The sequence below is a fragment of the Siminovitchia jepli genome, from assembly GCF_047228825.1.
Lineage (GTDB): Bacteria > Bacillota > Bacilli > Bacillales > Bacillaceae_C > Siminovitchia.
The window spans coordinates 1-13,428 of record NZ_JBFEGN010000093.1 but is presented as its reverse complement, the minus strand read 5'-3'; the positions used below and the strand labels follow the sequence as shown (position 1 = coordinate 13,428).

At 43.9% G+C, this 13,428-nt stretch carries 19 protein-coding genes; 6 read left to right on the top strand and 13 right to left on the bottom strand.

The window, feature by feature from the left end; all coding sequences use genetic code 11:
* Nucleotides 1–453: 453 nt before the first annotated feature.
* Nucleotides 454–639 carry a hypothetical protein gene (locus tag AB1L08_RS19270; protein ID WP_413066263.1) on the bottom strand — a complete coding sequence of 62 codons (186 nt, stop codon included), beginning with the start codon at nt 637–639 and terminating at the stop codon, nt 454–456.
* Between the two features lie 143 nt (nt 640–782).
* Here AB1L08_RS19270 and AB1L08_RS19265 point away from each other — a divergent pair, with 143 nt between their 5' ends.
* Nucleotides 783–1,127 carry a helix-turn-helix domain-containing protein gene (locus tag AB1L08_RS19265; protein WP_413066262.1) on the top strand — a complete coding sequence of 115 codons (345 nt, stop codon included), beginning with the start codon at nt 783–785 and terminating at the stop codon, nt 1,125–1,127.
* Between the two features lie 237 nt (nt 1,128–1,364).
* Here AB1L08_RS19265 and AB1L08_RS19260 read toward each other — a convergent pair whose 3' ends face one another.
* From AB1L08_RS19260 to AB1L08_RS19230, 7 genes are all read right to left on the bottom strand, one after another.
* Complete coding sequence (locus AB1L08_RS19260) at nt 1,365–1,946, bottom strand: recombinase family protein (protein WP_413066261.1); 582 nt, start codon at nt 1,944–1,946, stop codon at nt 1,365–1,367.
* Between the two features lie 185 nt (nt 1,947–2,131).
* Nucleotides 2,132–2,632, bottom strand: coding sequence for a ParB N-terminal domain-containing protein (locus tag AB1L08_RS19255; protein WP_413066260.1), 501 nt, complete (start codon nt 2,630–2,632; stop codon nt 2,132–2,134).
* Nucleotides 2,633–2,786: 154 nt separating this feature from the next.
* Entirely contained in the window at nt 2,787–3,461 is a 675-nt protein-coding gene (locus AB1L08_RS19250) for a hypothetical protein (protein ID WP_413066259.1), read from the bottom strand.
* A gap of 180 nt (nt 3,462–3,641) precedes the next feature.
* Nucleotides 3,642–4,490, bottom strand: a complete 849-nt coding sequence (locus AB1L08_RS19245; RefSeq protein ID WP_413066258.1) for a hypothetical protein — start codon at nt 4,488–4,490, stop codon at nt 3,642–3,644.
* A gap of 277 nt (nt 4,491–4,767) precedes the next feature.
* A complete protein-coding gene (locus tag AB1L08_RS19240; protein WP_413066257.1) occupies nt 4,768–5,793 on the bottom strand; it encodes a tyrosine-type recombinase/integrase in 1,026 nt (341 codons plus the stop codon).
* 212 nt (nt 5,794–6,005) lie between these two features.
* Entirely contained in the window at nt 6,006–6,368 is a 363-nt protein-coding gene (locus tag AB1L08_RS19235) for a HesB/IscA family protein (RefSeq protein WP_413066256.1), read from the bottom strand.
* A 185-nt stretch (nt 6,369–6,553) separates the two neighbouring features.
* Nucleotides 6,554–6,790, bottom strand: coding sequence for a YuzB family protein (locus AB1L08_RS19230; RefSeq protein WP_413066255.1), 237 nt, complete (start codon nt 6,788–6,790; stop codon nt 6,554–6,556).
* Nucleotides 6,791–6,986: 196 nt separating this feature from the next.
* Between AB1L08_RS19230 and AB1L08_RS19225 the strand changes: the two genes are divergently transcribed.
* Nucleotides 6,987–8,054 (top strand): NAD(P)/FAD-dependent oxidoreductase, encoded by a 1,068-nt coding sequence (locus AB1L08_RS19225; RefSeq protein ID WP_413066254.1) that lies wholly within the window; start codon nt 6,987–6,989, stop codon nt 8,052–8,054.
* 40 nt (nt 8,055–8,094) lie between these two features.
* Here AB1L08_RS19225 and AB1L08_RS19220 read toward each other — a convergent pair whose 3' ends face one another.
* On the bottom strand, nt 8,095–8,418 hold the full coding sequence (locus tag AB1L08_RS19220) for a YuzD family protein (protein WP_413066253.1): 324 nt from the start codon (nt 8,416–8,418) through the stop codon (nt 8,095–8,097).
* Between the two features lie 116 nt (nt 8,419–8,534).
* Between AB1L08_RS19220 and AB1L08_RS19215 the strand changes: the two genes are divergently transcribed.
* Nucleotides 8,535–8,771: a NifU family protein gene (locus tag AB1L08_RS19215; RefSeq protein WP_413066252.1), complete on the top strand. Its 237-nt coding sequence runs from the start codon at nt 8,535–8,537 to the stop codon at nt 8,769–8,771.
* 129 nt (nt 8,772–8,900) lie between these two features.
* Here the strand turns inward: AB1L08_RS19215 and yutH are convergent, their stop codons facing one another.
* A complete protein-coding gene (yutH, locus tag AB1L08_RS19210; RefSeq protein ID WP_413066251.1) occupies nt 8,901–9,896 on the bottom strand; it encodes a spore coat putative kinase YutH in 996 nt (331 codons plus the stop codon).
* 142 nt (nt 9,897–10,038) lie between these two features.
* Here yutH and AB1L08_RS19205 point away from each other — a divergent pair, with 142 nt between their 5' ends.
* The gene (locus AB1L08_RS19205; protein ID WP_413066250.1) at nt 10,039–10,539 is read left to right on the top strand and encodes a phosphatidylglycerophosphatase A family protein; all 501 of its coding nucleotides are present in this window, start codon (nt 10,039–10,041) and stop codon (nt 10,537–10,539) included.
* Nucleotides 10,540–10,654: 115 nt separating this feature from the next.
* Here AB1L08_RS19205 and AB1L08_RS19200 read toward each other — a convergent pair whose 3' ends face one another.
* Nucleotides 10,655–11,422 carry a TIGR01457 family HAD-type hydrolase gene (locus tag AB1L08_RS19200; RefSeq protein ID WP_413066249.1) on the bottom strand — a complete coding sequence of 256 codons (768 nt, stop codon included), beginning with the start codon at nt 11,420–11,422 and terminating at the stop codon, nt 10,655–10,657.
* 13 nt (nt 11,423–11,435) lie between these two features.
* Nucleotides 11,436–11,873, bottom strand: coding sequence for a type VII toxin-antitoxin system HepT family RNase toxin (hepT, locus tag AB1L08_RS19195; RefSeq protein WP_413066248.1), 438 nt, complete (start codon nt 11,871–11,873; stop codon nt 11,436–11,438).
* A gap of 114 nt (nt 11,874–11,987) precedes the next feature.
* On the opposite strand from hepT, the gene AB1L08_RS19190 reads away from it, so the two are divergent.
* A complete protein-coding gene (locus tag AB1L08_RS19190; RefSeq protein ID WP_413066247.1) occupies nt 11,988–12,290 on the top strand; it encodes a cytosolic protein in 303 nt (100 codons plus the stop codon).
* 24 nt (nt 12,291–12,314) lie between these two features.
* On the opposite strand, the gene AB1L08_RS19185 is transcribed toward AB1L08_RS19190, so the two are convergent.
* Nucleotides 12,315–12,590, bottom strand: a complete 276-nt coding sequence (locus AB1L08_RS19185; protein WP_413066246.1) for a YutD family protein — start codon at nt 12,588–12,590, stop codon at nt 12,315–12,317.
* A gap of 114 nt (nt 12,591–12,704) precedes the next feature.
* Between AB1L08_RS19185 and AB1L08_RS19180 the strand changes: the two genes are divergently transcribed.
* Complete coding sequence (locus AB1L08_RS19180; RefSeq protein ID WP_413066245.1) at nt 12,705–13,298, top strand: YhcN/YlaJ family sporulation lipoprotein; 594 nt, start codon at nt 12,705–12,707, stop codon at nt 13,296–13,298.
* Nucleotides 13,299–13,428: the final 130 nt, after the last annotated feature.

The following is a 13,428-nucleotide window of genomic DNA, read 5'->3' as shown; positions in this document are numbered from 1 at the left end:
GTTTAAACGCGCTTAAAACGCTATGCAGGCTCGAATCAATCGAAAACAGGCCGGCAGGCAGACTATCCCCAAAAAAGAATAGTCCTCTCACTAATAGTAAATTTATTTTCCATTTTTTAGGTAAAAAAGTGACAGAAGTCCCACTGTTTATGTCTTTTGTGTGAATGTTTATAATTATTATCGCTAAAAATGAGTCTAAAGACCAACAAATATTTTAATTTTTATGTCCCAATTCCTTGTATCCATAAAATTCCAGCGAATAATACAGGCTTTAAAAATGAATTGCAACAGGACGACCGGCTGCCATTTCCGATCGCCCTATGTATCGCGCGTGCCAAACCCCTACCGATTGCCAGTCGATAGGCCGCGCATATTACCCTGCCCTCCGTGGCCAAATCCCGTTACTCCACGGCACATCATCGGGCTGTATCTTATATCGGCAGTTTAATGAGTTTAGCCGCCCTCGATAATGTCGTTATACTTCGTCACATGGCTTCCGTATTCGTAAATCTCCATAACATTGACCGCCGATACCATAGCGTAGAGTTCGCGCTTTAGATCGTCATTGTCCGGCCTCTTGTGTAATAATTCCGCAGTAGCTCGGATATGGGCGCGCAGGCCCTCGATTGCGTGAATCATATTATCGACTCCTTTTACTATATTACGGAATATCGTAATCCGCTTCTTGACTCTAGTATAATTCCGCTATATCGTAATGTCAAGCATAAATTTACGATTTTACGTAATTTATGTATAATCGAATAAAAAGGAGGTTTTACGGTATGGAAAAAGGAAAGGAAGCACTGGCCGCGCTATATAGTGAAAGCGAGGAAAAGGAACGCGATCCATTAAGGATATACGTCCGATTAAAAGAAGTTTTAAAATCTCGGGGCATATCGCAGAAAGAACTTGCGGAAATGACCAATATTCGGCCGGCTGCAATCAGCGAGCTTGCGAATAACTTGCGAACGACTATCAACCGCGAACATGTCGAACGTATTGCGGAAGTATTAGGTATCGATCGATTGGAAGAACTTATAATATTCGAACACGAAAGCGAGCTTTGGAATCCGGGCAATCGAGCCGAACAGCAGGCGTATATCGACGAAGGATTGACGAAGGACTAGCGCCGTGTTTAAAATACCCTAGGACGCTCGTATCGGCGTTTTAAGGCCTATAGAATAAAACGTATTAGAACGCAAACAGAACGCTTGTACGACGCTTATAATGCGTCTAAATGACGATTGAACCCCGCGGATTTTAAAATTATATCGCGCTATTTTTTAAGGCTGGGATAATAAAATTTTCGGTCGAATTTAGAGGATAGCAGGCGACGCGCAGGAAATAATAAGGTCGCCGGGGGGTTATTTCCCAGCGGTCTTTTCCTCGTTCAATATCTTATAGATTGTACTGCGCCCGATCCCGTATTCCTTAGCAATATCTGTCGCGCTTTCTCCTGCTTCGAACAACTTTCTTATTTGTCTTTTAGTCTTCTCATCGATCGCTGGCCTTCCTCCGGTTCGACCTCTACGCTTAGCTGCTTCGAGCCCTGCGCGTGTTCTCTCGCTGATAATATCACGTTCAAACTCCGCAAATACCGCGAGCATACCGAACATTGCTTTACCTGTTGAAGTTGTTGTATCGAAACTGTCTGAAATGCTCACAAATTCGACTTCTTTCTCTTTCATTTCTTCTGTCAATGAATATAATTCTTTTGTTGAACGAGCTAAACGATCGAGTTTATATACTGCGAATAAATCCCCCTTAGTCATCGCCTTTAGTGCCTCATTTAACTGCGGCCTTTTCTTACGCGATGATACCTTCTCTATGTATAGTACTAACGACTTCCCTTTCTCGTTTGCATAACGTTTTAATGCGTCTACCTGCAAAGCTTCGTCCTGTCCGCCAGTACTAACGCGTACGTATCCGATTATCCTATTCGTCATATAAAGCCCCTCCGTCTATTTGTCATACGTTATATGTAATTATTAATATAGACGACTTTATAGACAGATGCAAGTAGAAATATCGCTTATAAACGTGATAAGTGCGATCGTTCTAAATCTGTACATAAAACAATCGTTAAATAGACTGAATAATCGAGGGGTGGAGTTTCCGAGGGGGTCACGCGCTAGGGCGCCTCGCCTGATGTTTCTGGGAAATATTCGGAAGTATCCGGCTGCTCGTCCGCGTATATGCCTTTGAATACCCGCTCGAATAAGTCGGGACGTTTTTTAAATACGGCGATAAGGTACTCCATACTCGAACGTCCGATGCCGGCTTTCTCGGCGAGCGCTTTCGCTGTTGCGCTCTTACCCCCGAAACCTTGCCCCAAATCTGGGGTAATGTCGGTTCGAGTTCCTTGATTCTCCTTCGCCTTCATCCGCTCTTCCTCGTAAAACAACCGAACGACTAGCGCCGCCTTCTGACCGCTTTTTAAATCATCGCGATTTAGTTTGGTTGCGGTAATATATGCCGGAATTTTATCTTCCGAAATTTCTTCTATTATTACGCGAACACTTTCGATGTTTAATTCCTTAGCTGCTTTTAGACGATGCTTTCCGTCAATTACTCGGAATCCCTTCGTTACTACTAGCGGTTTTAGTATATATATATAAGTTATTAGGTTCAAAAACGTACACTGCGATAAGGTAATACATGTTCGACTTACCAACTCCGGCTTTCTTTCGAAGTATTTCTGCGGTCTCTCCGTCTACTGACGAAACCTCCAGATTTGGAGAGTTCGTCTTTCTTTCGAAGTATTTCCGCTGTTTCTCCCGTTACTTCTATCGCCCTCTCCAAATTTGGAGTGCCCGATCCATTCCACCGAATATCGTTACCGATCGTCCCGCCTTTTTAGCTAATTCTATGGAAGTATCCCGACTTAACTTACTTTTTGCCAAATCTGGCAAAATGTCATTTCCCGAGTGTGCAAATTTGCAGAGTCGGAGTTTTGCTTCAAATTCGCCAAACTGTTCGCCTTTGCTTCCTGCGCCAGCCCCTCGTAAAACAACCGAATAACTAGCGCCCGCGAGTACTTCCGACTTGGCTTGCGCTTTGGCTGGCGTGGATTCGGATGATTTTCCGCTAATTTCATAGGTGAGCGAGACGGGTAAATCTTCGAGAAACTCTTTTTGCTCGCTGTTTTGACAATTTGTCAAAAGATTATATCGGTCAATAAGTCGGTATACCTGCTTCATTGTAAACCCCAAATACCCGCACCATTTGACAAAAACTCCTTCATATTTGTTATGACTTGCAAGCCTCTGTTGCGCATCGTACAATTCCTTGCCTAACTCCGTATATGCCTTTCCGACAATCTGGCGCATGTTTGATTCTTTCTGACGGAGAAAGTCTGCGATAAGCAAGTATTCCGCAACGTCGAGCATTTGATACGGTACTTTCTTCATTCCGATAACACGTGACGTCACGTATTTACCGTCGCCTAATTCCTCGAACACGCGGACATATCTTCGGGCTTTTTAACTTCGCCTTTTTCCGTGATGTGCTCGGCTTCGCGCTGTTCGGGCGGTAGGGTTGCGATTTCGTAGAGTGCACGGAGTCCTAAATGTCCGAACGTTCGGACATCCTCTCCGATATTAAAACGCCATACATACGCCTATGTACGTTGTTACTGCGGATTATCCATAAAGCTCCGCCATACTCTCGAAGTATAACCGATCGAGCATACGATCAAGTACGCCATTATAATAGCCGGCCAGGTTCTCGATCTTCTTCGATTTAGTCGCCATAATCGCAGCATGTAACGCACGATAGCCGATGGCCTCAACGCTATGCTTATCGAAGGCATTAGCGCGGAGTAGTGGCGTGCTGTGGCTTAAATAGACGCCATATAAGCGCGATACTAGGCGTTGACTATCCTTGCCTATCGTTGAGCCTATAAACGCCTTAAATCGAGCGTAAAACGGTTTATAATACGTATTAATATAATTAATATTATTTAGCTTTTTAGAAGGAGCTTCTTGGCGTGACATTTCCGGTGCGACTTCGGAGTATGTACTCCGTTTTGATTCGGACATTTTGTCCGGAACCCCGGGGTTTCCGTTTTGCTCGTCAACCAGTTTGACTACTGAACCGTGACACGTGGCACGCTTTGAAGTGGCGACCCGGGTCGTCGTTTGCTCTTGACAATTTGTCAAAGGCAATATAACGATAACATTCGTCGACTGTCTCCGATCCCCGCCATCGCGCTTAGTTTCGTATTGCTCGATGATGCCGAGCGCCTCTAATCGATTGCATACTCTAATAACAGTACGGCGTACCTTTCCGACTGCTTTTCCGATATTAGTTTTCGAGAGATAGCATACGCCCGGATATTTGCAGCTGTAACGGCTGATTACGTCCAGGACAGCGCGCTCTGTTTCGGATAGCTTATGCGCCGACCTGTGCGCTTTGATTGCTTCGTTCATTTCTTCGACTGATTGAAACGTGGATAGTTTGCGATATGTATTTTCGTTTGCTAGTAACATTTTCGACGGCTCCTTTTTAGGGCGCCTAGTTATACGAATATATGTTCGGTTTGAAACGTATAACAAATAACACTTGCGGTATATCGATTTTTTCGATAGACTTGACGTAGGGTAGTCGTCAGTTCCGCAAGGGCTGGCGCTTTTTTTATTTTTATTTAGTCGTTCTCCGACAGACGATACATCGATGCGAATAAAAGTCATAACGATGTTTTCCTCGTAATTTACAGTCTATCCAATGCCTGATTGCACGCATTATCTCCCCTCATTTCATAAGTTTTTAACGATTTCTCTTATAGCGATTCAACGGTGATACGTCGTCATGACTGCGGCGCATTTCCTCTGTGTCCATCTGTATATAACGCCTCATAGTTCGAATGTCCGCCCATCCTCCGATTTTTTGCAATGTGAACGGATCGCAGCCGTTTAATATCATATTCTTGGCCCATGTATGGCGGTAAACGTGCGCAGTTACTTTCTTACCTGTCACGCCTGCTTTATCTGCGTAATACTTCAAACGCTTATTAAACTGGTTTTGACCTAATGGCTCGCCGTAGCTTGAAAGGAATATTCGATCAGTTTTAAAGTGCAGTCTATTTTCGTCGATAAGTTGGAGCAACAACTTAATAACGTGCGTTGAAACCGGCACTAGGCGCGGCTTGCGGTTCTTGCTTACTTCGCCTGGAATTGTAATAAAACGCGTTGTAAAGTCAATGTCACCGCTTCGCAGGCTTATTAGTTCTTGCGCTCGGATTCCAGAATCGAGCAATACATTAATAGCAACGAAATCACGAAAGCCTACGTAGTCACGCAAGTTGGGCTCTTTTAAAATCGACTTTACTTCATCGTCGGTTAAGCAATTAGTTAAATCGAAGTCCTGCCGCAATAACTTAACCTTTTCCATTGGATTGACCTCGATTAAATCTTCATGCGCTAGGTAATTAAATAGTGACCGCAAGCATCGCAGGTTAATGTTAATCGTCGTATCGGACAGCCCTACGTCCTGTTTATCTGCGTCGATATATTTATGACCGGTATACTTGCGCTTATCGTATTTCATGTAATTGATGTAATTACGAAAGACGTCCGGGCTTAGCTCGTCCACAAATTCAACTTCGTAATTATCGAGTAGCCAATCGGTAAAATAACGGAACATATTCGAGTAATCTTTTAAAGTCCGATCCCGTACACCTTCGGCTCGTTTTCCCGATAGTACGTAATCAAGTGCTTGATCGAGCGTTAATTTCGGATACGACTTTTCAGACCGGTCCAACTTCGTGACCCTTTTCCGCCTCTTTAAAGACAAAAAAACGACCTCCTAACGTTGAATTCGAAATTCATCGCTAAAAGGTCGTTATTATTAATCCATAATCGGGCGTTTGGGGTTGTTTATATGCCGTAAAAGTACCGTAAATGCTCGGATTAAATCCTGAAATCGGCAACCCCTCGGAATAGTTTACGATTAGATTATCGCTTAATATCCCGAAATGCCAAACGCTGATAAACGTTGTTATACCGCTAGCATTCTTCCGGCGTTCCGGCTACTTTGGCAGTCCGGAAAGACGATCCGCAGCCGCAAGACACGAGTGCGTTGGGATTATCGATCGTAAACCCGCCGCCCATTAAAGATTGTTTAAAATCAATGGTGGTTCCGGCCACGAGCGGTGCGCTGTCCTTGTCGATCACGACTTCAATGCCGTGTTGTTCGAAATGCTCATCCGTTTCCGTTTTTTCATGGTCAAGACTCATGCCGTACGATAAACCGCTGCATCCGCCCCCATTGATCGAAAAACGAAAATAAGCACCCTCTTCGCCATTTTCTTTGATCATTTCCTTAATCCGCAAGGCAGCCGCCTCGGTTAAAGTGACAATGGCACTCATGAATCCGCACCCCCTCCTGCAAAATAAAACCTTTCTTTATATTATATACCCCGCAGGCGCTATTCTCAACCAAACGGTACCGATCCAATTCCCCCTTGGCGTCCATTGCTGCCATTTTGCCTGCCGTAACATCTACATGAGAATACGGGAAACAGCAAGGATTTGCAGGCTTTTTTTGAACACTGTTAAAACATCGGATTTTCCTCTATATATTGGTAAATATTTTTTACTAAGTCATCTGGTGTTTCGCCTGTAACGACCTCGCCGTTGACGAGCGCATACAACGTTTCGGCACAAAGATCACAATGATCCAGACACCCATATTCAACGATATCGAGATTCGGATCCTCTTCAAGCTTTTGCAGGGCTTCATATCCACCCATGCCCAAATTGCTGATACAAAATTCGACGATCGGATTCATTCCATTTCACCTCATAATCAGTCATAATGCTACTCCTTTCATACCGTTTCGTCAACGTCGAAGGTTTACATAATCAACATGACTCCGGTTGTATATAAATGTAGATTTCGATATACTTTTACGTGGGATATATGACCGTATTGTTAACTATTTCTTATTTTTCTTTCAATATAGATGGCAAAAGGAGATATATTTTATGAAAAAATTAGTCCTGCTTGGCGGAGGCTATGGGAATATGCGTGTACTGCACCGCTTATTGCCGCACCAACTGCCAGACGATGTATCGATTACACTGATTGACAAGGTTCCTTACCATTGTCTAAAAACCGAGTACTATGCTTTGGCAGCCGGAACCATTTCCGACCAGGAAGTCCGCGTACCATTTCCGGAACATCCGCGTTTAGAAGTAAAATATGGGGAAGTTACAAACATCGACCTGGACAATCAGTTGATTTATTTGGATCAAGGAGAACCTGTTGCTTACGATGATCTGATTATTGGCCTCGGCTGCGAAGATAAGTACCATAACATACCAGGCGCCAGAGAATTCACCAACAGCATCCAAAACATTGGCAATGCAAGGAAGACTTATCAAATGTTGAATAACTTGCCGGCCAATTCCGTTGTGAGCATTGTCGGCGGAGGTTTAAGCGGTGTCGAACTTGCAAGCGAATTGAGGGAAAGCCGCTCCGATTTGGTCATTAAATTATTTGACCGCGGTAAAATCATACTCTCTGCTTTTCCCGAAAGGGTCAGCCGATACGTACAAAGCTGGTTCCAAACAAACGGAGTGGAAGTCATTAACGAGGCCAACATCACGAAGGTGGAAGAAAAGACGCTGTATAACCACGATAAGCCGGTCCATTCGGATGTCATTGTTTGGACGGCGGGGATTCAGCCAAACCGCATTGTTCAGGAAATGAATGTCGAAAAAGATGCGCAGGGCAGAGTGGTTTTAACAAAATACCATAATATTCCAGGTGATGAGCATGTTTATGTTGTGGGGGACTGCGCCAGCCTTCCTTATGCCCCGAGCGCCCAGCTTGCCGAGGGGCAGGCTGACCAAATTGTCCATGTTCTCCAAAAACGTTGGAGTGGCCAGGAGCTGCCGGAAGATCTTCCAACCATCAAGCTAAAGGGCGTACTTGGTTCCCTTGGCAAAAAACAAGGATTCGGACTGATGGCGGACCGGGCCATCACCGGAAGAATTGCACGAATCCTTAAATCCGGGATCCTTTGGATGTACAAATATCATAACGGTTAACATAAAAAGCCGGAGCCAACGAATTGTGCTCCGGTTTTTTTTACATGGCCTGATACCCATATTCCTCCAGCTTTTTGAATACATCCTTCAGACGGGGATTTCCCTCGCCGACAATTTCACTTCCTACTGTCACAACGGGATAAAACAAGTCTTCTTCAATAACCCGTTTTGAGAAAGCTCTTGCTTCTTCTTCTTCCGGAGGGTTAAAAATATCGATATAGCGAATTTTAAACGGCTGGTCCGGAAACTTCCTGGAAATGGCTGCCTCCAGCCACTCGTACGTTTCTTTGGATGACGGCAAATTGACACAGCTTGCGCAAATTTGTTCAGCGCCATATACGAAAATTTCAGCTTCTTTTTTCATGCCCCTCTCCCTCCTTTTCCTTATTGTACCGTTTTTTAAAAGAATTCCAACAAACTTGACGATAGATTTTTTTTTTGTTTCTGCTTATAATGAGGATAGGAAAGGAGTAGATTGGAATGTCCGATCAAACAATGCTCGATCAAGTTCAAGAAGTATTAGATAAATTGCGTCCATTTCTGCTTCGCGATGGCGGTGACTGCGAACTCGTAGATGTTGATGAAGGAATCGTTAAATTGCGCCTGCTCGGTGCATGCGGTACTTGCCCGAGTTCCACCATTACTTTAAAAGCCGGTATTGAACGGGCTTTAATAGAAGAAGTTCCAGGGGTCGTTGAAGTAGAACAAGTGTTTTAATCAAAAAGCGATGCGGTTCAACCCGAGTCGCTTTTTTTTTGAAAAAGTTGGTACGGAAACCGTTTAGTAAAGCTTCAAACACTTATCCGCGGTCCGGAAATGCAACAAAAGCAAAGCAGCAGTGCTCCTCTAAAGCCATTCCAATACCGGCAGTTTTTGATTGACGTCTGCCAGGCCGTAAAATGACCGGAGAAATTGTTCATAATCGGAAGTATCCCGCAAATGCCTCTTCATTTCTTCTTCAAGCCGTTTCTGTCTCGGCTGTTCATTCCCCTGATAGTAGTCTTCAACCGTTACAAAATAATGGAGAGGAAATAAGAGCCTGGCATATACCAATCTCCATCCAAATGGGGAAATGGGGGCAATTGATTCGTATTCGTACAAAAAGGATTGCAATTCGGGACGCACAGCGCGTCTGCTTTTAAAATATTGATTGCGGATCCATTCGGCAATATCTCTTGAAGGATGATCATACACCCAGTCAAAAGGGTTTCGGATTTCTTGTTCGCCTGCCCATAAGCCGTTAAAAAAGCGTTCGTGGCAAATGGCAGCCTGGTCCCAATAGGAAGGCCGCTCATCCAATTCAGTATCCGTTACGTATTGAATCGCATTTTCAGCAAGGCCCATAAAGTACGGAAAAGATTCAAAAAATAAACGATCGAATTCCTCTCTCGGCGGTTCTTGTATAAAGGCCCGCCATGCCTGTTCCATTTGATCCAGCCTCATGCTCCAGAGCGACTTCCACTGACCCACCCGGTTTAACGCGTCAATTTCTGCTTGCAGTCTTTTGCCGCGTTCATGAAATCTCGCCAGCTTCCGGCCAGTTCTTTGGGTTCGCATTGAAGGCGGCCGATATTCGTTTCTAAGAAGTATATAATCCTGATTTTCATGAGTAACGAGAAACTTACCATTTTTTGCAGGCGTAAAGCGGGACACTTTCCGGTCCCGAAACTTTGCCATATGCTCGGACATTTCATATAGCTCCATTAAAACTTTTTGTTCCATATAGGTTACTGGTACAATAGTATATAATACATCCCCTGCCAAAAACCGGTCTGTGCCGTTAAGTTGTATGATCCTGTCGGGCTTGATTCCAAAATACTTCTCCAAAATTTCCACTGACATTTCCCTCTCTCCGTTTTTCCTTTTGTTCATGTATATGAGCAAAAACAGGTTATTTGCCGAAAGAATATTGGATCGATGGTTGTAAACGGCAGCCCAAAGAAATAAAATGAAATGTAAAAATGTAATGTAAAGGATGAGGAGAATGGCAGAAGTCAGAAAAATGACCGCATTAGAAGAAACCGCACGCCGCTGGTTAAATGAACGTGGTGTGACGATTGATGATATTGCAGAACTTGTTATGTTTTTACAAAAAAAATATCACCCCGAATTGACCTTGGATGAGTGTAAATATAATATTGAACGCGTTCTTCGCAAAAGAGAGGTGCAAAACGCGATTTTGACCGGTATTCAACTGGACAGATTGGCGGAACAGGGCAAGCTGGAAGAACCGCTCCAAACAATCATCGGGACCGACGAAAGCTTGTACGGGGTAGATGAAATACTGGCTTTTTCAATCGTCAACGTCTACGGATCGATCGGCTTTACCAATTACGGTTATATCGATAAACAAAAACCGGGTATTTTGGAAAAGCTGAATGATCATTCCACCGCTATGGTCAATACATTTCTGGACGATATCGTCGGTGCCATCGCAGCTGCGGCTTCCAGCAGGCTTGCACACAGTGCCAAAGGAGAAGAGTAATGAAGATCGTGGAGGTTAACTGCAATAGGGAGCAGCGATGATCACACGATTTAAATAAAGCATGTGAAGAAAAACGGATTGTTTTTCCACATGCTTTTGTTTTTTCATCAGTGTCTTATGGTATTTCCCATTGTTTGAGGGAAGAAACAGCATATGTTGGCTGTTCCTGTCTTTTTGCCAGCATCTCGGGCGTCGTAACTCCTGTATGGACAAGCAGCGTATCGATTCCGAAGCGCATGCCTGCCAATATATCTGTATCGTAATTATCTCCTACCATGATCGTTTCATTCTTCGGGGTTCCAAGGATTTTATGGGCCTGTTCCATAATAATGGAGTACGGTTTTCCAATAAAGATCGGCTCCTTTTGAGTCGAGTATGAAATGACCGAGGTAAGCGCACCGTTTCCGGGCAGCAGTCCCTTTTCAGTCGGTACCGCCGCATCGTTGTTTGTCGAATAAAACTCGGCTCCGGCGCGCACTGCCAAACATGCCTTGGCCAGCTTTTCATAATTGATGTCACGGTCAATCCCGATGACTACTGCATCGGGACAGCAGTCTGACAGCTCAAACCCTTTTTCCGTTAAGGCCATTTTAAGCCCTTTTTCTCCGATGGCATAAATTCGGGCCTTTGGATGCTTTTCGCACAGATAATTTGCAGCGGCCAGGGAAGCAGTGAATACGTCGCCCGGTGCAGCCCGAAATCCCAATTTGTTCAAATGATCGGCAACTTGTTCCGGGGTTTTGGAGGAATTGTTCGTAACGAATAAATGGCGCATCCCGTTTTCCTCAAGCCGTCTGACAAAATCAACTGCTTCCGGAATCACTTCTTTTCCCTTATATGCCGTCCCATCCAAGTCAATCAAATATCCCGTGTATTTCTTCATGTTTGCTCCTTTTTTAATTTCTAAAAGCCGAGACAGGGCCCAATTCATTCGTTAAGTATGCCCGAACAGAAGGGGCAAACTGTTTGAGTGCCGTCAAATGTTCGGCAAAAACAGCGAACAATTGTTCATGATCGACGTTTATGTATTGCTGTACAAGCATTTTTCGATAAGAAATCACTTTTTTTAATCTTTCGCCGTTTTCGCCAACAATGACCTTTTCGTCGACTAGAATGTCAATAATGTCATCATAGCTGCCGGGATCCCTCATGATAAATCCGTCTATCATGGCATTTCCCGTATCCAGGATGGAGTCGATGGCAGTTTGCAGCAATCTTTCCAGGGCTGCTTTCTTTAAATCTGTATCCCACTTCTTTTCATTTTCGAACAAAGAAAGCTGATTTTCCAAATGCTGAAGGGTTGCTTCAATATGCTCCCGGTCAACAAAATACACAAAAAAGACCTCCAAACAATAATGATCATCCACTTTATTTTACCATATCCAAAAAGCCGTTACGAATATAGCCGTAAGGACAGGGCATCTTATTAAAGAAAGGTGGTAACCAAAATGGATCAAAAAAACGACATTGATAAAGAAGAAAACGAATATACCGACGTTTCAACGGTTGAGACAAGAATCAACTTTTTGACGGCCGAGGAATTTCCGGAAGGGCCATACGGTTCTTCAAGGCGCAGGCACGCTCGAGTGGAAAATAAATCAACGCCATGGAAAGAAGGGCAGCGAAAATATAGTGCTTTCAACTATGAATTTAAATCCATGCACCAAAACAGGCCGCGGCAATTTCCAGGTGCACACCCGACGCATGATGACCCGAACAGGGATACGGAACCGCCTTACCAAAAAAGCTAAAGCGGCCAGGCATCTGCTTGGCCTTTATTTATCCACTCTTTTTAAAACAAAATAAGCGCAGCCAAAGTTACAATATTCATACAAGTACTCCAATAGTGTACTGATTTTTGTATCAAAAGTGGCCTTTTGGTTGTCATCGGAAAAAAATCCTTTTAACCGGAGCTGTCCGTACCCCCAATCGCCCACAATGTAATCATATTTTGCCAAAATTTCGCTGAAGCGGGCCCGAAAAGCTTCCTCGTTAAATCCGTCCCTGAATTCCTCGATTAATTCATATTGTTTATTTTGAACGACAATCATGATCACCTTCACCCGTTTATAATTTTGTTTATTATAAATTATAACTCACAATCCAACATTTACTAGTAAAAATTACTTTTTCAAGCGCAACCTATACAAAAGGAGGTGCCAATCATGAAAAAGTTTATTTCGGCACTCGCCATAAGCGGGATTCTTTTATCCGCTTGCGGTGTCAACGACCGGCAAGCTGCCGAAAATAACACAGTATACAAAAAAAGCGGCAACACGGTCAATCGAACAGACAGAAACGATTTATATAATGGCTCTAACGATAACCAAAACTTCGGCTTTGTCCGTCAAGTAAAAAGTCCCGTACCGGGTGAATCCACCAATATAAACCCCGGGGACATTGTTTCAAGAGAGCAATTGGCGAATCAGATCAGCAAATTGACTGTCGGCCTGCCCCAAGTAAACGACAACAGCGTCGTTGTGACTGATAAAGAAGTATTGATTGCTTATCAGGCGGATGCAGCGGACGAACGCTCGCGCGCCGAAGTTGCCGAGCAAGTTAAAAAAACAGCGGAATCCGCTGTACCCCAATGGTTCGGGATATATGTAACCGATGATCCCGCGCTAAGACAGTACGTGGAAAACATTGCTTCCATGACCCCCAATCGGGGAAATACGGACAAGGCAGTCAGGGATACTGTCAAAATGATGAAAAAAAATTCCCCTCAAGGGCGAAACGACAGCAACATGAATCAATAATCTGGACGGCCCGTGATTATTTGCCATCATGGGCCAGCTTTTTGCAAGAGGTGAAAGTTTGAAAATCATTAGTTGTAGGAGTTCGCCTTGGAGTTCCTAAAAAAGACAACACTAAATAAAGGTACCGAAA